General features: G+C 63.0%; 20 protein-coding genes. 13 read left to right on the top strand and 7 right to left on the bottom strand.

From position 1 onward, the window contains the following. Together ACP7AD_RS00005 and fliE are read right to left on the bottom strand one after the other, a co-directional pair. Window positions 1-772 (bottom strand): tetratricopeptide repeat protein (locus ACP7AD_RS00005; protein WP_426165920.1); only part of this gene is annotated, 772 nt, incomplete at its 3' end. A gap of 125 nt (window positions 773-897) precedes the next feature. After that, window positions 898-1,215 (bottom strand): flagellar hook-basal body complex protein FliE, encoded by a 318-nt coding sequence (gene fliE, locus ACP7AD_RS00010; protein WP_426144909.1) that lies wholly within the window; start codon window positions 1,213-1,215, stop codon window positions 898-900. A 303-nt stretch (window positions 1,216-1,518) separates the two neighbouring features. Between fliE and fliF the strand changes: the two genes are divergently transcribed. The 13 genes from fliF to fliR all read left to right on the top strand — a co-directional run bounded on the left by fliF (window position 1,519) and on the right by fliR (window position 12,598). Next, window positions 1,519-3,216, top strand: coding sequence for a flagellar basal-body MS-ring/collar protein FliF (gene fliF / locus ACP7AD_RS00015; protein ID WP_426144911.1), 1,698 nt, complete (start codon window positions 1,519-1,521; stop codon window positions 3,214-3,216). Next, a complete protein-coding gene (fliG, locus tag ACP7AD_RS00020) occupies window positions 3,209-4,201 on the top strand; it encodes a flagellar motor switch protein FliG (protein WP_426144912.1) in 993 nt (330 codons plus the stop codon). Before fliF ends, fliG begins: the two co-directional genes overlap by 8 nt. Continuing rightward, the gene (gene fliH / locus ACP7AD_RS00025; protein WP_426144914.1) at window positions 4,194-4,976 is read left to right on the top strand and encodes a flagellar assembly protein FliH; all 783 of its coding nucleotides are present in this window, start codon (window positions 4,194-4,196) and stop codon (window positions 4,974-4,976) included. The genes fliG and fliH overlap by 8 nt, the downstream gene beginning before the upstream one ends. Next, complete coding sequence (gene fliI, locus ACP7AD_RS00030; RefSeq protein ID WP_426144916.1) at window positions 4,973-6,388, top strand: flagellar protein export ATPase FliI; 1,416 nt, start codon at window positions 4,973-4,975, stop codon at window positions 6,386-6,388. The genes fliH and fliI overlap by 4 nt, the downstream gene beginning before the upstream one ends. A gap of 29 nt (window positions 6,389-6,417) precedes the next feature. Continuing rightward, complete coding sequence (gene fliJ / locus ACP7AD_RS00035; protein WP_426144918.1) at window positions 6,418-6,873, top strand: flagellar export protein FliJ; 456 nt, start codon at window positions 6,418-6,420, stop codon at window positions 6,871-6,873. A 24-nt stretch (window positions 6,874-6,897) separates the two neighbouring features. Beyond that, a complete protein-coding gene (locus tag ACP7AD_RS00040) occupies window positions 6,898-8,175 on the top strand; it encodes a flagellar hook-length control protein FliK (protein ID WP_426144919.1) in 1,278 nt (425 codons plus the stop codon). Between the two features lie 132 nt (window positions 8,176-8,307). After that, window positions 8,308-8,781 carry a flagellar basal body-associated protein FliL gene (gene fliL / locus ACP7AD_RS00045; protein WP_426144920.1) on the top strand — a complete coding sequence of 158 codons (474 nt, stop codon included), beginning with the start codon at window positions 8,308-8,310 and terminating at the stop codon, window positions 8,779-8,781. Window positions 8,782-8,804: 23 nt separating this feature from the next. Beyond that, window positions 8,805-9,821, top strand: coding sequence for a flagellar motor switch protein FliM (fliM, locus tag ACP7AD_RS00050; protein WP_426144922.1), 1,017 nt, complete (start codon window positions 8,805-8,807; stop codon window positions 9,819-9,821). Next, window positions 9,814-10,251, top strand: coding sequence for a flagellar motor switch protein FliN (fliN, locus tag ACP7AD_RS00055; RefSeq protein ID WP_426144924.1), 438 nt, complete (start codon window positions 9,814-9,816; stop codon window positions 10,249-10,251). The genes fliM and fliN overlap by 8 nt, the downstream gene beginning before the upstream one ends. Then, window positions 10,248-10,718 carry a flagellar biosynthetic protein FliO gene (gene fliO, locus ACP7AD_RS00060; RefSeq protein WP_426144925.1) on the top strand — a complete coding sequence of 157 codons (471 nt, stop codon included), beginning with the start codon at window positions 10,248-10,250 and terminating at the stop codon, window positions 10,716-10,718. The genes fliN and fliO overlap by 4 nt, the downstream gene beginning before the upstream one ends. Window positions 10,719-10,813: 95 nt before the next feature. Next, entirely contained in the window at window positions 10,814-11,518 is a 705-nt protein-coding gene (fliP, locus tag ACP7AD_RS00065; RefSeq protein WP_426144927.1) for a flagellar type III secretion system pore protein FliP, read from the top strand. A gap of 16 nt (window positions 11,519-11,534) precedes the next feature. Then, complete coding sequence (gene fliQ, locus ACP7AD_RS00070) at window positions 11,535-11,804, top strand: flagellar biosynthesis protein FliQ (protein WP_426144929.1); 270 nt, start codon at window positions 11,535-11,537, stop codon at window positions 11,802-11,804. A gap of 8 nt (window positions 11,805-11,812) precedes the next feature. Beyond that, window positions 11,813-12,598: a flagellar biosynthetic protein FliR gene (fliR, locus tag ACP7AD_RS00075; RefSeq protein ID WP_426145247.1), complete on the top strand. Its 786-nt coding sequence runs from the start codon at window positions 11,813-11,815 to the stop codon at window positions 12,596-12,598. Window positions 12,599-12,647: 49 nt separating this feature from the next. Here fliR and flgL read toward each other — a convergent pair whose 3' ends face one another. From flgL to ACP7AD_RS00100, 5 genes are all read right to left on the bottom strand, one after another. Beyond that, window positions 12,648-13,859, bottom strand: coding sequence for a flagellar hook-associated protein FlgL (gene flgL / locus ACP7AD_RS00080; protein WP_426144931.1), 1,212 nt, complete (start codon window positions 13,857-13,859; stop codon window positions 12,648-12,650). 18 nt (window positions 13,860-13,877) lie between these two features. Beyond that, the gene (gene flgK, locus ACP7AD_RS00085) at window positions 13,878-15,545 is read right to left on the bottom strand and encodes a flagellar hook-associated protein FlgK (RefSeq protein ID WP_426144933.1); all 1,668 of its coding nucleotides are present in this window, start codon (window positions 15,543-15,545) and stop codon (window positions 13,878-13,880) included. A 167-nt stretch (window positions 15,546-15,712) separates the two neighbouring features. Beyond that, window positions 15,713-16,228 carry a BLUF domain-containing protein gene (locus tag ACP7AD_RS00090; protein WP_426144935.1) on the bottom strand — a complete coding sequence of 172 codons (516 nt, stop codon included), beginning with the start codon at window positions 16,226-16,228 and terminating at the stop codon, window positions 15,713-15,715. A gap of 57 nt (window positions 16,229-16,285) precedes the next feature. Continuing rightward, window positions 16,286-18,022, bottom strand: coding sequence for a methyl-accepting chemotaxis protein (locus ACP7AD_RS00095; protein WP_426144937.1), 1,737 nt, complete (start codon window positions 18,020-18,022; stop codon window positions 16,286-16,288). 136 nt (window positions 18,023-18,158) lie between these two features. Further along, the gene (locus ACP7AD_RS00100) at window positions 18,159-19,874 is read right to left on the bottom strand and encodes a methyl-accepting chemotaxis protein (RefSeq protein WP_426144939.1); all 1,716 of its coding nucleotides are present in this window, start codon (window positions 19,872-19,874) and stop codon (window positions 18,159-18,161) included. Between the last annotated feature and the right edge of the window lie 116 nt (window positions 19,875-19,990).

Below are 19,990 nucleotides of genomic sequence, written 5' to 3' on the forward strand. Positions count from 1 at the left end.
AAAGAAAAGGCTTGGCGTCCTGGTCGATCAGTCGCTTGCGCATGATCATGCAGGCGGGCTTGCCGAGGTCGGTGGTGCCCAGGTTGCTATGCAGCTCGGCATCCGTTTGCAGCAGCCCCACTGCTTTTTGCAGTGGAGCCAGTGCATCCCCAACCCGCCCCTGCTGCAGGAGTATGGTTCCAAACATTTTCCAGCCAAATCCGTATCCGGGAAAGCGCGTCGTGAGTGATCGGGCCAACACTTCCGCTTCCGTGAGCCGCCCTTTGCCGTACAAGGCCATCAAGGCATTGACTTCTTTGGCACCTGGTGTTTTTTTTCTGCTGCTGTGCAGTGCCGCTTGCCTGGCTGGCTTTACTGACTGCGCCAGCACATCGGATGGCGCTGCACCCGGTGGGCCTTCGTTCAGGCGCCCTGCCAGCACTTGCACCTCATCGCCCTGCAATCCGTGCTCACGCCCCAGCGCCAGCACCTGCTGCGCAGTTTGCGTTTCGTCGGCTTGAATCAGCGCGTCGATGTAACTCAACCAGTATTGCTGCTGCTCCGGCCTGGCTTCGAGTGCTGCGGCCAGGTAAGGCAGCCCGGCACTGGCTTGCTTTGCCTGCACTGCCAGAACGCCCAGGCTGTGGTTGGCCTCCGGGTGATCCGGCTGGGTTTGCAGGATGGATCGGTAGATCGTCTCGGCTTCTTCAAGCTGGCCGGATTGCTGATGATTCAGCGCCAGTTGAAGGGCCTGTGCCAGAGACTGCTCCAGGTCTTTCAGCGCTTGCGCCATGGCCGGATCGGCGGGTTGCTGCGGGGGGGTGGAAACGGTCATAGTAGGTGAATTAACACATCAAATCGGGCTCTAGCGCATACAGGACGGGCGCAAGCAGCTATGAATAACAGAGCAGTTCAGCCTCAAGCCGCCATGTTCATGATTTCCTGATACGCCGCCACGACCTTGTTGCGCACCTGGATCCCCGTTTGAAAGCCAATACCGGCTTTCGCCATATCGACCATCACGTCGTTTAGCGCGACGCCGGGCTTGCCCATTTCAAACGCTTCGGCCTGGCGGGACGCGCTTTCCTGCGCACTGCTGATGCGCGCCAGCGACTTTTGCAACTCGCCGGCAAAGCCGCCGGCAGCTGCTTCGCCGCCAGAAGCCGGCGCGGCGCCCATTGACGGGGCCAGGGCGCGCATTTGCTGCAGGACGGATTCAATGGACGAGATGGACATTTGTGTGGGGTGGCTGCGGATGAGCCCATGGGTAAGGATGGACTGAAGCGTAGCAGCGCGACTTTGCCCGGCATCGCGGCAAAAGATGGCAAAAGCCCCGGCTATTCAGCCGATCAAGCGCAGGCCTGCACTCTGACAATCGTCCAATAAGGCCGGGGTGCCCTGGCTGCCATGCACGGGCCAGCCCCTTTCCCTCCCCACACCACTCGCTCTATGCCACCCCTTGCCCTGCCGCGCTACCTGCCTTGCCTGTTCGCCTTGCGCGCTGCTGACCTGCGCCGCACGGCGCTGGACTGTTAACGCATGAGCACCCTTGCCGCCGGAACTGGCGCGCAGGCAGCGCCTGGCGCCCTGCCCTTCCTGCAGCAGCTGCGCGCCAACCCGCGCCTGCCGCTGATGATTGGCGCGGCTTTTGCCGTGGCGGTCATTGCCGCCATGTGGATGTGGAGCCGCCAGCCCGACTACGGCGTGCTCTACAGCAACCTGTCGGACCGCGACGGCGGCGCCATCATTGCCACGCTGCAAAAGATGAATGTGCCGTACAAGTTTGCCGAAGGCGGCGGCGCCCTGCTGGTGGAAAAAAGCAAGGTGGCCGAAGCGCGCCTGCGCCTGGCCGCTGAAGGCCTGCCCAAGGGCGGCACGGTCGGCTTCGAGCTGATGGACAACCAGAAATTCGGCACCAGCCAGTTTGCCGAACAGATCAACTACCAGCGAGCATTGGAAGGCGAGCTGGCGCGCTCGATCAATTCGATCTCGGCGGTCGAGTCGGCGCGCGTGCACCTGGCGCTGCCCAAGCCGTCGCTGTTCGTGCGCGACCAGAAAAAACCCAGCGCGTCGGTGGTGCTGTCGCTGCACCGGGGGCGCAGCATTGACGAGGGCCAGGTCAGCGCCATCGTGCATTTGATCTCCAGCAGCGTGCCCGAGCTGTCGGACAAAAGCATCACGGTGGTGGACCAGACGGGCAAGCTGCTGTCGGCAGCCAATTCAGGAACGCGCGGCCTGGACGTGAGCCAGCTGAAATACGCGCAGGAAATCGAGCAGGGCTATATCCGGCGCATCGAGGCTATCTTGCAGCCGCTGATGGGAACGGCCAACGTGCATGCGCAGGTGGCGGCCGAGATTGATTTTTCGGTGGTCGAGAACACCGACGAGAAATACCGGCCCAACCAGACGCCAGGCAGCGCGGCGATTCGCAGCCAGCAGTCGAGCGACTCCATCCAGACCGGCAGCAACCCGGCAGGCGGCGTTCCAGGCGCGCTGAGCAACCAGCCGCCGGTCAACCCGGTGGCGCCGATTGCCACGCCGGCAGTGCCTGCCGCTGGCCAGGCGGCGGCGGCAGCGGCCGCAGTGCCGCCGGGAAGTACCCGCAAGGACGGCACCATCAACTATGAGCTGGACCGCACAATTCGCCATGTGCAGCAAGGCGCGGGCGGCATCAAGCGGCTGTCGGTGGCGGTGGTGGTCAATTACCGGGACACGGTCGATGCGCAGGGCAAGCGCACGGCCAAGGCCTTGAGCGCCGCCGAACTGGAGCAGGTCAACAACCTGGTCAAGGAAGCCATGGGCTTTAGCGCCGACCGGGGCGACTCGGTGAACGTGGTGAACAGCGCGTTTGCATCCGACGCCGCCAACGTCGTTGAACTGCCGCTGTGGAAGCAGCCCGAAAACATCGAGCTGGCCAAGACCGGCGGGCAGTATTTGCTGATCGGCATGCTGGCGCTGTTTGCCTGGTTTGCCGTGCTGCGGCCCTTGCTGCGCAAACACCTGACCCCCCCGGCCCTGCCGCTGGCAGAGCAAGAAGAACTGGCGCTGCCAGCCCCGGGCACCGCGGAACAGACGCCGTCGCCAGCGCAGACCGCAGCCAGCCGCCAGGTCGAAGCCAAGGCTCGGCGCGAGCAGCGCAACGCCGAAAACATTCAGTACGCGCACGCCACTTCTGCGAAGAACCCGCAGGTCGTGGCCATGCTGATCAAGCAATGGATGGCTGAAAAAGATGAATAAGCACATAAGAAAAAGTGCCATTTTGCTGATGTCGCTGGGCGAAGAAGGCGCGGGCAGCGTGCTGCAGCACATGTCGCCGTCTGAAATCGGGCTTCTGGGCGAAGCCATGGCCAAGCTGACGCAGGTCAAGCAAGACGAAGCCAATGCCATCCTGGAAGAGTTCAGGGTCGAGACCGAGCAGTATTCGGCGATTCACATCAATTCCAGCAGCTACCTGAAAACGGTGCTGAACAAGGCGCTGGGCAACAACCGCGCAGCCTCCCTGATCGAAAGCATCTTTGAGCCCAGCGAGGCGGCCACGGGCATTGAACGCCTGAATTTCCTGGAGGCCGGCGAGGTGGTCGAGCTGATCCATGACGAGCATCCGCAGATCATTGCCACGCTGCTGGTCCACATGGACCGCGATAAAGCCGCCGCCGTACTTGAAAAACTCCCCGAGCGGACGCGCGACGATGCGGTCATGCGCATCGCCACCTTTGGCGGCGTGCAGCCGGCGGCGCTCAAGGAGTTGACCGATGTGCTGAACAACATGCTGTCGGGCGAAGGCACCAAGCGCAGCCGCCTGGGCGGTGTGCGGGCTGCGGCGGAAATCGTCAACCTGATCAACAGCGCGCAGGAGGAAAGCGTGATCAAGCACCTGCGCTCGCACGACGAGCAGCTGGCGCAGAAGATCATCGACGAGATGTTCCTGTTCGAAAAGCTGCTGCTGATCGAGGACCGGGGCATCCAGCTGCTGCTCAAGGAAATCGAGTCGGAGTCGCTGATCATTGCGCTCAAGGGCTCGCCGCAGGAAATGCGCGACAAGTTCCTCAAGAACATGTCCACCCGGGCTGCGGACATGCTGCGCGAAGACATCGAAATGCGCGGCCCGGTGCGGGTGTCGCAGGTCGAGGCCGAACAAAAGAGCATCTTGCAAATTGTGCGCCGCCTGGCCGATTCGGGCGATCTGGTGCTAGGCGGCCAGGGCAACGACGCCTATGTCTAGCAACGCCCGCCTTCACGGATTCGATACCGGCAAGTTTTTGCCGCAAGCACCCATGGCACCGCAGGCGCTGGCCGGCAAGCCAGCGCAAACCGCCTGGGAGCGCTGGGAAATGGCGTCGTTCGCGCAAAAACCCGTTTCGCCCGCCAGCGTCCTGAATACGCCAGTGCCCGAACAGGCTCCGCCAGTGCCAGCCTTGCAAATCGACGAGGCCGAACTGGCCGAACTGCGGCTTCAGGCCCAAAAGGCAGGCGAAGCCGAAGGCCGCGCGCAAGGCCATGCACGCGGACTGGCCGAAGGCCATGCTGCCGGACTGGCGGCCGTGCAGGCGCAGGCCGGGGAACTGCTGGCCTTGGCGCAGGCCTTGCCCGCTGCCCTGCAGCTGGCCCAGAACAGCGTGGCCGATGACCTGATGGCGCTGGCGCTCGACATTGCCCGGCAGGTGCTGGGCCAGGCGCTGGCCGCCGAGCCGCAGGCCATTTTGGCCGTGGTGCATGAGCTGCTGCAGGCCGAACCAAGCCTGTCCGGCGCGCCGCAACTGCTGCTGCATCCCGACGATGCGGCGCTCGTCAAGGAATTGCTGGCCGACGACCTGAAGGCCGCCGGCTGGCGCGTGCGACTCGATGCGCAAATCGAACGCGGCGGCTGCCGGGTCACGGCCCACAGCGGCGAGCGCGACGCGACCGTGCAGGCGCGCTGGGAGCGGGTCAGCGCCGCGCTGGCGCGCCACCCTGTCCCCGAAACCCTTGCGGCGCCAGAAATTGCCGAGCCAGCATGACGGAACCCGCCGCGCCCCTTGATACCAATTCGCACCTGGCGGCCTGGCAGTCGGCGCTGGGCGAGGCGCGGGTGGCGGTTGGGCTGACAGTGCCGGTTCGCAGCTACGGGCGGCTGACGCGCGCGGTCGGGCTGGTGCTGGAAGCGGTGGGCTTGCGCCTGCCGGTGGGCAGCGACTGCCTGATCGAGCTGCCGCCCGGTTACCCGGACAAGACCGCCGAAGCCGAGGTGGTCGGTTTTGCGGGTGACAAAATTTTGCTGATGCCGCTCAGCGTGGTCGACGGCCTGCTGCCGGGCGCACGTGTTTATGCGCCGGAGTCGCCGGCGGGCGGTGGCGCCGGTCCGCGCACCAAGCGCCTGCCGGTGGGCGACGGCATGCTGGGCCGCGTGGTCGATGCCTCGGGCCGGCCGCTCGACGGCCTGGGGCCGCTCGATGTGGACCAGGAGGTGCCGCTGTCGCGGGCGCCGGTCAATCCGCTGACCCGCGCACCGATCAAGGACGTGCTGGACACGGGCGTTCGCGCGATCAACGCGATGCTGACCGTGGGGCGCGGCCAGCGCATGGGACTGTTTGCCGGCTCAGGCGTGGGCAAAAGCGTGCTGCTTGGCATGATGGCGCGCTACACCAGCGCCGACGTGATCGTCGTCGGCCTGATTGGCGAGCGCGGCCGCGAGGTCAAGGACTTCATTGACAACACGCTGGGCAAGGAAGGCATGGCGCGGGCCGTGCTGGTGGCGGCGCCGGCCGACAACTCGCCGCTGCTGCGGCTGCAGGGCGCGGCCTACGCCACCTGTCTGGCCGAATATTTTCGCGACCGGGGCAAAAGCGTGCTCTTGATCATGGATTCGCTGACCCGCTATGCCATGGCCCAGCGCGAGATTGCGCTGGCCGTGGGCGAGCCGCCGGCGACCAAAGGTTACCCGCCGTCGGTGTTCGCCAAGCTGCCGGCGCTGGTCGAGCGCGCCGGCAACGGCGAGATCAATGCCGAGGGCCAGGGCGGCTCGATCACCGCGTTCTACACCGTGCTGACCGAAGGCGACGACCAGCAGGACCCGATTGCCGATTCGGCCCGGGCCATCCTAGACGGCCATGTGGTGCTGTCGCGCAGCCTGGCCGAGTCGGGCCACTACCCGGCGATTGACATCGAAGCGTCGATCAGCCGGGCCATGACGGCGCTGATCACGCCCGAGCAGTTCGAATCGGTGCGCGCGGTCAAGCAGATGCTGTCGCGCTACCAGCGCAACCGCGACCTGATCAGCGTGGGCGCCTACGCGCCCGGCCATGACGCGCAACTGGACAAGGCGATTGCGCTGTATCCAAAGATCGAAGCCTTTTTGCAGCAGACCATGGACGAGCGCGCCGACTACGCCACGTCCGTCAGCCAGCTGCATGCCATTTTCAATGCCCGCTAGCCACCTCACCCCCTCGCCCAAAGCACCCCATGTCTGAAAAACTCCCGCTTGCCACGCTCATCGAACTGGCCCAGACCAAGACCGACGAAGCCACGCGCCGCCTGGGCCAGCTGCAAAACGCCCAGACCAGCGCCAGCGCCAAGCTGGACATGCTGGTGCAGTACCGGCAGGAATATGTGGCGCAGTTCAACGCACAGCTGCAGGGCGGCCTGGCGGCCTCGCAGGTGCGCAACTTCCAGAATTTCATCGGCACGCTCGACGGCGCCATCGAGCAGCAGCGCGCGCTGACGCTGCAGGCCAGCACCCGCCTCGGCCATGGGCGCACCGACTGGCAAAGCAGCAAGCGCCGCTTGAGCTCGTTTGGCACGCTGGCCGATCGGGTTCGCCAGTTTGAGCTGGCGGTGGCCGGCAAGAAGGAACAGCGCGAAAGCGACGAGCGTTCCGCCCGGCAGTTTTTCCTGCGTTCCACGGCATTGGCCGACTAAACCCCTCGGTGCACTGAGCCCGCCATGACGTTCATTCTTTCATCCCCCGCCGCCGCGCCAGCGTCGCCCGCCAGCCCGACCAGCCGGGCGCCTGCCCGGTCCAGCGACCAAGACACCAGCCAGCCAGGCAGCTTTGGCGACGCCATGGCCCGCTCACGCGAAGCCAGTCAGGAAAAGGCTGCGGAGCCGGCAGTCAGGCCCGCGCCGTCCAAGCCCGTGCGCCGCCCGGCCGACGCTGAAAAAGCGCCTGTGCAAGACAGCATCAACCCGATGGCGGCGCTGCTGATCCCGCTGGAAAGCAGGCTTGCTGCCACCGCCATGCCTGTCGGCGCTGCTGCCGGTGCCGCTGCCGCTGCCGCTGCCGCTGGCCCCGCCGAAAACCCTGGCATACCCGATGCCAGCCTGAGCGGCCTGCTGGCGGCAGCGCCAGCGCCAGCGGCGCCAGGCGGGCTTGCCGGTGCGTCCGACATCGTGGTGGACACGGACGTCCAGGCAGCGCTTGCCTCGGGTCTTGTAGCCACCGCCCGAAAAGGCGCTGATCTGGCGCCGGTTCAGGTGCGGGAAACCCCGGCCAGCCACGGCCTGCCGATTGCCGCAGATCCCCGCGCCGTGACGGCGCAGGCCGATGCCGCCAGCGCTGGCCTGCCGGACCCGTCGTCTGGACAAGGCGACGATGGCCTCGAAAGTGCGCCCCTGCCCGCTCTTGTTGGACTGGCAGAACGGTCGCCGGAGGCAGCGGACACCACGCCTTTTGCAGGCACGGGACCGCTGGCAGCGCCTGCAGGCGCTGCGCTGCAGCAGCCCGGCGGCCTGGCGGCGCCGAACGCGCCAACGCCCGTGGCATCGGCCCTGTTGGTACCCGACGTGGGCAGCAGCGAATGGGGCAAGGCGCTGGGCCAGCAGGTCATCCATCTGAGCGCAACCGACCGGCAAGTAGCCGAACTCCAGCTCAATCCGCCCGGGCTCGGACCGCTCAAGGTCACGCTGAGCATGAGCGACCAGCAGATGCAGGCGGCCTTTGTTTCGGCGCATTCGTCGGTTCGGGCTGCCGTGGAAGCGGCCTTGCCGCAGCTGCGGGCGCTGCTTGCCGAGAGCGGCATCAGCCTGGGCCAGACCTCGGTTGGTGCCGAGAGCCAGTCACAAACAGCGTTTGCCAACACCCAGGGTGATTCCGGCGGCGCCTCGCCACGCGCAAGCTACCGAGGACGGGAAGCCGACAAGGCCGCGCTGCTTTTCTCAGCCCAGCCAGCTGCGGCACAGCGCCGCGCCGGCCAGGGTCTGCGCATTGACATCTACGCCTGAGCCGGCCTTAAGGGATTGATTTTTCCGGCGCGATGCAAACGCCTGAGTTGAAGCGCTTTACCCCTTTTTATCAAGCCATGCGGTCCAGCCCTTCTGGCCAACAATGGCTCTTCAACCTAACCCATACCCCTCATGGCCACCAGCACAGAAACCACCGCCCCTGCCAGCAAAGGCAAAAAGAAAATACTCATCATTGGTTTGGCGGTCGTGGCACTGGCGGGCGCGGGGGGCGGGGGCTACTTTTTCATGAAAAGCAAATCCGCGCCGGCCCATGTGGAAGTCAAGGCCGAAGCGCCGATCTTTTTCCCGCTGGAGCCCTTCACCGTCAATTTGCAGCCCGGCGGCCGAAACCGTTTTCTGCATGTCGGCGTGACACTGAAAATGGCCAACGCGGCATCGCAGGCGCAAATGACCCAGTACCTGCCAGAAGTGCGCAGCCGGGTGCTGAGCACGCTGTCCAACCGCGAAGCCGAGAGCTTGGCAACGCCCGAGGACAAAACCCGGTTGAGCGGTGAAATCATCCAGTCGCTGGAACGGCCCTTCGGCCCGAACACGCCACAGCAAAAAATTGCCAGCGTGATGTTCACCACGTTCATGCTGCAATGAAACCGCCCCAATGAAGTTTGTCCATGGCTTATGAACAGCAGCTGTCGCAGGACGAGGTCGATGCCTTGCTCCAGGGTGTCACGGGCGACACCGACTCGCCTGCTGCGCCTGCTGCTGCTGCGGCGGGCATGGCTTCGGGGCCGCCGGCCTACCGCTTCGGCACCGACGAGCGCATTGTGCGCAGCCGCATGCACACGCTCGAAGTCATCAACGAGCGTTTTGCCAGGCATCTGCGCGGCGCATTGCTGAACTACATGCGCCGCAATGCCGATATTTCAGTCGGCGCGATACAGATCCAGAAGTACGGCGACTTCATCCGCAACCTGCCGGTTCCCGCCAACATCAACCTGATCCAGATGAAGCCGCTGCGCGGCACGGCGCTGTTCGTGTTTGACCCAAAGCTGGTGTTCCTGGTGGTGGACAACCTGTTCGGCAGCGATGGCCGCTACCACGTCCGGGTCGAGGGCCGGGACTTCACGCCAACCGAGCAGCGCATCATCAAGCGCCTGCTTGACCTGAGCCTGGAGAGCTACGGCAGCGCCTGGCAACCGGTCTATCCGCTTGACTTCGACTACGTGCGCTCCGAAATGCATGCCCGGCTGGCCAATATCGTCACGCCCAACGAACTGATCGTCAACACCACCTTTCACATCGAGTTCGGCCCCGTGGGCGGCTCGCTCAATGTCTGCATTCCGTATTCGATGATCGAGCCCATCCGAAGCCTGCTGTCGAACCCGCTGCAGGACGAGATCGAGGTGGACAAGCGCTGGGTCAGGCAGCTGGCGCAGCAGGTGAAAAGCGCCGATGTCGAGCTCAAGGCCCAGTTCCTGACCGTGCAGTCGAGCATCGGCCAGCTGCTCAAGCTCCAGGTGGGCGATGTGCTGCCGGTCGATATCCCGGAGACGGTGCTGGCGCGTATCAACGGCGTGCCCGTCATGGAATGCAGCTATGGAACGTCCAACGGCCGCTATGCCCTCAGGGTGCAGAAAATGATCAACCACCAATACCTCGATTCAAGCAAGGGAAGAGAACATGAGTGATCTCGACAAGTCCGACCCCGTGGACGACGCAATGGATGACTGGGGAAGCGCCATGGCCGAGCAGGCGTCGGCGGCAGCGCCTGAGGCTGCGGTCGCAGCGCCAGCCGTGCCGGCCGCCGGCCGGGTGTTCCAGCCGCTGCAGGGCCAAGCCGGACAGGACGCCGGCCAGGGCGACATCGACCGGGTGCTTGATGTGCCGGTGCAGCTGACGGCCGAACTGGGCCGCGCGCGCATCACCATCAAAAGCCTGCTCCAGCTGTCCCAGGGCTCGGTGGTCGAGCTTGACGGCCTGGCCGGCGAGCCGTTGGACATCTTCATCAACGGCTACCTGATCGCCCAGGGCGAAGTGGTGGTGGTCAACGAGAAGTTCGGCATCCGCCTGACGGACATCATCACCCCGTCCGAACGCATCCAGAAGCTGAGCCGATGAGCGCGCTGTGGCTTTTGCGGGCGGCGGCTGCGCTGCCGGTTTTCTCCTGGCACGCAGCCCATGCAGTGCTGCCCACCGTGGCCAGTCCAGCCGCCGAGCCGCATCGCTCGTTCGCGGCGGCCGGGCTGCTGCAGGCCGGCTTCGGTCTGGCCGTGGTCATCGGGCTGATTTTTCTGTTTGCCTGGGTGGCCAGACGCTTTGGCCTGCAGCCGTCTGGCAACGGCAAGCTGATCAAAGTGGTGTCCAGCGCCATGGTCGGCCAGCGCGAGCGCGTGGTGGTGGTGGAAATTGGCGACGCATGGCTGGTGCTGGGCGTTGCCGCCGGACAGGTGCGCGCGCTGCACACCCTGCCGGCCCAAAGCCCGCACGAGCCGCTGGCCGCGCCGAACATGAGCGGCTTCGTCGCCCCAGGAAGTTTTTCACAAAAACTGTGGGAATCCATCAACAAGCCGGCAAAGCGCAGCTGATGGACAAGCGCCGGGTCCATTTTCCAGGGCGTTTTCGAAGGAATTTTCGGGAATACACGGCTTGGCTGCTCCTCACGCTGGTGCTAGTGCTACTGATGATATGGCCGGATATGGCATCGGCCCAGGGCCTGCCTGGCATCACCAGCACGACCGGGCCGGGCGGCGTGCAGACCTGGTCGCTCAGCGTGCAGATGCTGGTGCTGATCACGTCGCTGTCGTTCCTGCCGGCGCTGCTGCTGTCGATGACCAGCTTCACCCGCATCCTGATCGTGCTTGGCCTGCTGCGCACCGCCATTGGCACGCAGTCGTCACCGCCCAATCAGGTGCTGGTCGGGCTGTCGCTGTTCCTGACGTTTTTTGTCATGTCGCCGGTGTTCGACAAGGTCTACCTTGACGCCTACAAGCCGTTCTCGGAAAACACCCTGAGCGCCGAAAAGGCGCTGGAGCGCGGCGTCGAGCCGTTCAAGCAGTTCATGCTCAAGCAGACCCGAGAAGCCGACCTGGCGCTGTTCGCCAAGCTGGCCAAGATTGACAGCATGGACGGGCCGGAGCAGGTTCCGCTGCGCATCTTGCTACCGGCCTATGTCATCAGCGAATTGAAGACCGCGTTCCAGATCGGCTTCACCATCTTCATTCCTTTCCTGATTGTCGACCTGGTGGTGGCCAGCGTCTTGATGTCGATGGGCATGATGATGGTTCCGCCGGCGACCATTTCGCTGCCCTTCAAGCTGATGCTGTTTGTGCTGGTGGACGGCTGGCAGCTACTGATCGGCGCGCTGGCGCAGAGCTTTTACCTGTGAGCGGATTGACATCGGCATGACCCCAGAATTCGTCATGAGCATGGGCTATGAAGCCATGAAGCTGGCCTTGCTGCTGGCCGCGCCGATGCTGCTGGTGGCGCTGGTGACCGGCCTGCTCATCAGCCTGTTCCAGGCGGCCACGCAGATCAATGAAGCAACGCTGTCCTTCATCCCCAAGCTGCTGGCGGTATTTGCCACCGCCGTGATCGCCGGCCCCTGGATGCTCGGGCTGGTGCTGGACTACATCCGCACCCTGTTTTCCTCGATTCCGCAACTGGTGGGCTGATGCCGCCGGTGTTTTCGGTCACCTCGGACCAGCTGAACGTCTGGCTGGTGGCGTTTTTCTGGCCTTTTGTTCGCATGTTGTCGCTGGTCGGCACCGCGCCGCTGTTCAGCGAAAAGTCGGTTTCGCGCACGGTCAAGGTCACCCTGGCCGGTCTGATGGCGATGGCCATCGCGCCCACGCTGGGCCCGCTGCCCTCGGCGCCGCTGGTGTCGGCGGCCGGCCTGTGGATCGTGGTGCAGCAAATCCTGATCGGCGCGGCCATGGGTTTTTCCATGAAGATGGTGTTTGCCATGGTGCAGGCAGCGGGCGAATATGTGGGCCTGCAGATGGGCCTGTCCTTCGCGTCCTTCTACGACCCGACGAGTGGCGGCAACACCATGGTGCTGGCGCGGTTTCTGAACGTCATGGCGATGCTGGTGTTCCTGGCGGTCGATGGCCACCTGGTGCTGATCGCCACGCTGGCCGAAAGCTTTCAGATATTGCCGATTGCCGATGCGCCGCTGGCAGCTTCCGGCTGGTTCCTCTTGGCGTCGGCAGGCGGCCAGGTGTTTTTGGGTGGACTCATTTTGGCGCTGCCGCTGATCGCCACGCTGCTGACACTGAACCTGGCCATGGGCATCTTGAACCGCGTGTCGCCCCAGTTCAGCATTTTTGCCGTGGGCTTTCCCATCACACTGCTGGCAGGCATTGCCATGTTGCAGTTGCTGATGCAGTACCTCGCGCCCTTTCTGGAACCCCGGTTCGCTGCCAGTTTCACCTCGATGCTGGAAGTTTTACAAGGTTTAAGGCCCTAGCGCTTGACGGGCCGGCGTTAGCAGCTATGTTTTCGATAGCTAATCCGATTTACAGATAGTTGAACAGGGAAAGCTGCTGGATCTTGACGAAGGTTTGCTGGCTGGCCTGCAGGGCGGTCTGGCGCTGGTAGAACTCGGCGATGGCGCTGCTGTAGTCCAGGTCCTGCAGGTCCGACAGGTAGCTCTTGTCAAACAGCGTGCGGTTGTCCGCAGTGACCGCCAGCACGTCGAGTTCCTGCAGGCGCGAGCCAACCGATGAGCGCACCGTCAGCACGTTGTCGTGGGCGTTGGTGATCTTACGGTTCGCAGTGCTCAGGGCATTGAGCACCAGCGCCTGGTTTTCCGGGCCATCGACCGGTGTCTTGAGCGCCTTGATCACATCGCCGATGGCGGCAAAGACGTCCGAGCCGGCATTTTTGGCGGTGGCGACATTGATTTTGTCGTTAATAGCGGGCGTGCCGCTGATGCTGATCTGCAGTCCGCCAAACGCGATGGCGCTGCCAGGCGTGAAAGGCGTTGCGGCCACCAGCGGGGTTGTGGACGCCGGCACCGTGTCCACCTGGTAGCTGCCGGCGGCCGGAAAGCTGATGACGAAATCCTTGCCGTAGTTCACGTCTTTCGGGTTGATCACCGACGTCGAGCCAAAAACGCCGCTGCCCTGGTTGCTGCTGGGCACTGAGGCCACATAACCGGCGCCAGACTGCACCGACTGAAAAATACTGCGGCCGTCGTCGGTGCCCGCCATTTGCCGCGACACATCGACCTGCACCTGCCGCTGCCCCTGGTCGCCGTTGTACTTGATGGCGCCGTCGGCCTGGCGCACGAAAGGTGCGCTGCCGCTGCGAAAGCCGGCGAACAGGAACTGGCCGTTGCCGTCGTCGGTGTTGGCCAGGCCCTGCAACTGGTCCAGGTTGCTTTGCAGCGTGGTGGCAATGGTGGCGCGGTCGGCGTCAGTCATCGTGCCGTTGCCGGCTTCAATCAGGCTGCTCTTGACGTTCTGCAGCAAGCTGGTGACGCTTTGCAGGGTGCTTTCTTCCAGCGACAAGGTCTGTTCGGCATGGCGGCGGCTGGTCGAATACTGCGCCGTAAGCGAAATCGACTGGGAAACGGCTAGTGCGCGGGTGGCGCCCAGCGGGTCGTCCGAAGGCGCCAAAATTTTGGTTCCCGCGCCAAGCTGCTGCTGCACGCGCAGCAGGCTGCTTTGCTGCGAGCCCATGGTGGTGCGGCTTTGCTCGTAAAAAGTCTGGGTGCTGATGCGCATGTGGGCTCCTGGGTGCGTTTAGCGGATGCCCAGCACGGCATCGAACATGGTCGATGCGGTCTGGATCACCTTGGCGTTGGCCTGGTACATCTGCTGGAACATCAGCAAATTGGCGGTTTCCTCATCCTGGTTGACGCCCGACACCGACTGCTGCGCGGTGCGGATCTGCAGCGTCAGGCTGGACTGGGCGGTGTTCGATATCTGCACCTGCCGGGCTTTGTTGCCCACCGTGCTGACCAGTTGCGCGTACGCATCGTTGAAGCTGGCACTGCCGCCGGCCATAGTTTTCTTGTTCTGCAGCGCGCCGAGCAGCAAGGCATTGCGGCCGTCGGACACGCCGCTGGGCGAGTCGGGAAGGTTGGTAAACGGCGAACTGGCGGCGGCCACTTCTGCCGGATCAATCAACACCACCGCGAAATCGCGGGCACCCGCGCGCGTGGGCTGAATCAGGAAGGAGTCGCCGGCAACGCCGCCGGTGAATGTCAGCGCCAGGCCGTCATACGCTCCTTTGGAATCAGCAGCTACCGCGCTGTTGTCCGACAGGCGTGTCACGTTGAACCCAGTTTGGGTGGCATCGACGCGGTAGTCGCTGGTGGTCAGCTTGCCAATGTCAACAGCAAAGCCTGCCGTCAAGACACCGACCGGCACGGTCTTGCTGTTCGTCGCATTGGGAAGAACGGCGGGGCTGGCTTGCGAAAAGAATTCTTTGCCTTTCACGCCATTCAGGTCATACCCTGCCTTTTGCTGGGTGTTGAAACTGTCCGCCAGCGAAATGGCAATGCGGCCCAGCGAATTTTTCGCATTGGACAGCGTTTCGGCCCGGAACTGCAGCAGGCCGCTCAGCGAGCCGCCGGTGATCAATCCCTCCTGCATCTGCACGGCCTTGCCGGCATTGTTCACGGTCGCCAGCGTGGTGCGGCTCGCATCGCTGGCAGAACTGACGGCGGCCAGCATCGTGGCCTTGCCGCCCAGCACCAGCGTTTGCCCGTTGCCGATGAAGACATTGAACTGGCCGCCGTCCTGCACCACGACCTTGGTTCCGACCAGCTTGCCCAAGTCGCTGACCAGTTGGTCGCGCTGGTCCAGCAGATCGTTGGGGGCCTGCGTGCCCGAGGCATTGCCGAACCTGGCCACCTGCTTGTTGAGGCTGGCGATTTCCTGGGCGTAGGTATTGATCTGGTCCACCGTGCCTGAGATCTGGTCGTTCACACTGGCGTTCAGGCCGGTCAGGAACTGGTCCATGGACCGGAACTGGTTGGCCAGCGCCTGGCCGGAGCTGATCAGTTGCTGACGGGCCGATGTGTCGGCCGGGGTGTTGACCACGGCCTGCACGTTGGTGAACAGCGTCTGCATCTGCGGCGCCAGGCCCGCCGTCTGGCTGGCCAGCAGGTTGTCAATCTGGCTGATCTGCGTTCCGTAGGTGGTCAAGGACTGGTTCAGCGACTGGGCCTGGTTGAGTTGTGACGAGAGGTACTGGTCGTAACTGCGGCTGACGTCGGTGACCTTGGCGCCGTTTCCGAAGAAGCCCACGCCGGGAACGTTCGAGCCGCCGCTCGCGGAAATCTGCGCGGTCTGCCGGCTGTAGCCCGGGGTGTTGACGTTGGCCGTGTTGTGGCCCGTCGTCACCAATGCCGCCTGCGCGGCATTCAGGCCGCTAAGACCGGTATAAAACATGCTGTTTGACATAAACCTGATTCCCTGAAGCAACGACCTGTGTCCTGAAGGCTTTTGACCGCCTTCATGGTGAATAACGACAAGCCGCTAGAAAAACTTGAGCCTAAAACGGTCAGAATTTGTAACGACTGATTTCTATGCGCCCAACCCGGTCGGTGCCGCCCTGCAGCGCATCATGGCTAGGCCATCCAGTTGGCACTGGCGGCCAAGCTTCGAACGAGCGAATCAATCGTTGTCACATCTGCGGCGTAAAGATCGATGGGTCCGGACAAGTTGTATTGTTGGAATATCTTTTTGGTTTCATCGTTCCAGGTCAGCAAACCCATCGACCAGCCGGGAAATGCACGCTCGGAGACTGGCTTGTTGACCAGAATTTTCGGGGTGGAGTGGCGGGAGTCTTCCTCGATTCGCTTGTACAGCGTGTTGACGACGCTCGCCTCGCCCTCCAGGCACTGCAGATAGAGTCCGTCAATAAAGCCCATGACCCCGGTGACACCCAATACACGGTTGTGTCCGCGAGACGAGGTGAGGATATCTTTCAGCTCCAGCGGCAAAGGAGAGCTGGCCCGACTGACATAAATAATGCGAAGCAACATGGGGTTTATCTTGATGACAATGAATGCGCTGCGTTCTGGTGCAAATGGCTGCACCAGAACAAACTTGAAAAAACCATACAGCCAACCTGCGGCAAACAAGGCTGCGTATGGAGGAAATGATGTTACGTTTTCTTGCGCCCTTGAGGCCTGTGGCGGTTAAAACTCTTCCCACTGGCCAGCAGCACTTGACGCAGCCATCTGCGGGGCGGGCTCGGGCGTTTTGCGGGTCTCTGGCGCTGGCGCGGCAATGCCGCGCTTGGCCGCAGGCGGTTGCCTGTGCTGAACGCCTCGCTGGCCTGGCGCATGCCGCACCGAGGAAGCGCGGCTTGGCGAGGCAAGTTGCTGGCTTTCGTTGCCCAGCTGGAACACGCCGACCACCTGGCTCAGCCCGCTGGCCTGCTCTTGCAGCGAAGCTGCCGCCGCCGCCGCTTCTTCAACCAGCGCGGCGTTTTGCTGCGTGACCTGGTCCATCTGCGTGATGGCCTGGTTGATCTGTTCGATGCCTGAGGTCTGTTCCTGGCTGGCCACCGTGATCTCGGCCATGATGTCGGTGACGCGTTTGACGCTGCTGACGATCTCGTCCATGGTCTGGCCGGCTTCAGCTACTTGCTTGCTGCCTTCTTCGACCTTGTCGACGGAGTCTCCGATCAGGGTTTTGATCTCTTTGGCCGCTGCTGCGCTTCTTTGCGCGAGGCTTCTGACTTCTGCAGCCACAACAGCAAAGCCGCGTCCCTGCTCGCCGGCTCTTGCCGCTTCGACGGCGGCGTTGAGCGCCAGGATGTTGGTTTGAAAGGCGATGCCGTCGATGACGCCGATGATGTCGACGATCTTTTTGGAAGAAGCGTTGATGGCGCTCATGGTGCCTACCACCTGGGCGACGACTTGGCCGCCCTTCACGGCGACGCTGGAGGCGGATTCGGCGAGCTGGTTGGCCTGGCGCGCGTTGTCGGCGTTTTGCTTGACGGTGGACGTCAGTTCTTCCATCGAAGCTGCGGTTTCTTCCAGTGAGCTGGCCTGCTCTTCGGTGCGCGAGGACAGGTCCATGTTGCCAGCGGCGATCTGGCTGGACGCGGTGGCGATGGTGTCGGTGCCCTGGCGCACGTTGCCAACAATATTGACGAGACTGTCCTTCATCGCCGAAAGGGAGATCAGCAGTTGAGACACTTCGTCCTTGCCAGTGACATGGATGGGGTGGGTCAGGTCGCCCTGCGCTACGGCGTTGGTTGCGGCCATGGCCTGGGCCAGTGAGCGCGAAATTCCGCGTATCAGGGCCAGACCGACCATGAAGGCAAACAACACGCCAGCCAAAATAGCGGCAATCGAGACAAGGCGCACGGTGTTGTAGCGTGCGATGGCGGCTTCATACTCCTGCTTGGCCACATCAAGCTGGAGCTTCATCAGCGCAGCAATGCCTTCACGCACGGGTGCAAAGAGCGGCACAATTTTTTCCCGCATGATCTCCTTGGTGTCTTCCATGTCGTTGGCGCGCAGCGCCTCGACTGCCGGGTTGATTCCTTCTTGTACAAACCTGGCGCGGTTTGCGGCAAAGGCCTTGGCAAGCGTTGCCTCTTCGGGGGTCAGGTGGGTAGCCGTGTAGAGATCCCAGGTCTTGGTAATCACGCCCTTGTTGGCCTCGATCTCGGTAATATTTTTAGTGATTTCATGAGGCGACGGCGTAATCAGGCTGGAGGCCACCGCCAGCCGGTTGCGCAGAAGCAAGTTCTCGATCTCGGCAAGCTGCCCCATCGGCACGGTTCTATCTTCATAGACTGTTCTCAGCGCGTCGTTGGACGCGCTGATGCCGAACAAGCCCATGCCGCCAATGGCCACCAGCAGCAAGGACAAAACGCCGAGCAAGGTAATCAAGCGAGTGGAAATTTTGAAGTTATTCATAACGCATAAACGAACAATTAAGCAAACAGTTGAACAGCCAGTTTCTTGATCAATCCCATTCCTAAATGGGTCATCCGCTGGTTGGTATTCCCCCGGATCAGCCTGTGTTCATGAGTCGTGTCCAGGCCGGGTGGTTTTAGACGGTTTCCCAGTCGCCACCGGCGACGGGCAGTGCGGGTATGGCAGCGGTTGGCTTGCGCAGCGGCGCAGCAATGGCAGGTTTGGCACAGCTGGGTTGCTTGGGCGTTGTCTGCGGGACAGCCATGGGCTGAGACGCTGCCCGATTGCCTTGCTCGCTGCCCAGCTGGAACACGCCGACCACCTGGCTCAGCCCTTGGGCCTGCTCTTGCAGCGACGCGGCTGCCGCTGCCGCTTCCTCCACCAGCGCCGCGTTTTGCTGCGTCACTTGGTCCATCTGCGTGATCGCCTGGTTGATCTGCTCGATCCCCTGCGTCTGCTCGCGGCTCGCCGCCTCGATCTCGGCCATGATGTCCGTCACGCGTTTGACGCTGCCCACGATCTCGTCCATCGTCTGGCCCGCCTCGGCCACCTGGCGGCTGCCCTCACCGACCTTGTCCACCGAGTCGCCGATCAGCGTCTTGATCTCTTTGGCCGCCGCCGCGCTGCGCTGGGCCAGGCTTCTAACTTCAGCAGCCACCACCGCAAAGCCCCGGCCCTGCTCGCCGGCCCTTGCCGCTTCGACCGCCGCATTAAGCGCCAGGATGTTGGTCTGAAAGGCGATGCCGTCAATCACGCCGATGATGTCGACGATCTTTTTCGACGAGGTGTTGATCGCCTCCATGGTCTGCACCACCTGCGAGACCACCGCGCCGCCTTTGACAGCGACGCTCGACGCCGAAACGGCCAGCTGGTTGGCCTGGCGGGCGTTGTCGGCGTTTTGCTTGACAGTGGAAGTCAACTCTTCCATCGAGGCGGCGGTTTCTTCCAGCGACGAGGCCTGCTGCTCGGTGCGGCTGGACAGGTCCTGGTTGCCGGCCGTGATCTGGCTGGACGCGGTGGCGATGGTGTCGGCACCTTGGCGAACCTGGCCGACGATCTGGGCCAGGCTGTCGCGCATGCCGTGCATGGCAAACATGAGGCTCAATCTATCGTCCGGCTTGATGTCGATCGTGGTGGCCAGATCGCCGGCGGCAATCCGGGAAGCGACACTGGCCGCATAGGCTGGTTCGCCCCCGAGCTGCTTTAACAGGCTGCTGCTGATGAACCAGGCCACCATCGTGCCGACGGCAAGGGAAGCGCCACACAAAAGCAGCATGAACAGCGAAAAATTGCCCACGATGCTGCGCGACTTCGCTGCCAGCGTCTCATTCATTTTTTCTTCAAGATCGATCAGCCGATTGATCGAGGCCAGCCACTCGACAAAAGCCGGCGCAGCTTGCCGGCGCAGCAGCTCGATCGCCTCCGGGGTGTTCTCATTGAGGCGCAACTCAATCAGTTTGGCAATCATGGGCTGTGTTTTGGCTTCAACTGCCTTGATGTCCGCCAAGGCCTGCTTTTCTTCAGCGCTGACCGTCTGACTGTTAATGGAAAGAATTTGCGCCAGCACTACATCCGATTTGGCATATTTGTCGGCCAACACCGTGATGCGGTCAATCTCTGCCTGGACAGACGCCTTGTCGGTTGCGAGCACCGCGTCGCGCACGGCAATGGCGCGGTCATGCACGCTGCCGCGAAAGTTGATGGCTTGGCGCTGTTTGGCGCCGTTGACATCATTGATCGTTGCCAGTATGGCGTCGATGCTGTTCACCCGGCCAATGGCCAGCGCGGCCAGAACGATCATCAGCACAAAGACGATGCCAAAGCCAGAAGCCAGCCGGGTGCTGACTTTCATGTTTCCAATATTCATTTAATAAACCTCGCAAGATTGATCCGGCACCTGCCCCTGGCGGAAAAGAAATTTATATTGGGTTGCGGGGACAACCACTTGCACGTTTGATTTCATGCACT

It is taken from the genome of Polaromonas sp. DSP2-3-2b2 (genome assembly GCF_049895905.1).
Classification (GTDB): domain Bacteria; phylum Pseudomonadota; class Gammaproteobacteria; order Burkholderiales; family Burkholderiaceae_C; genus Polaromonas.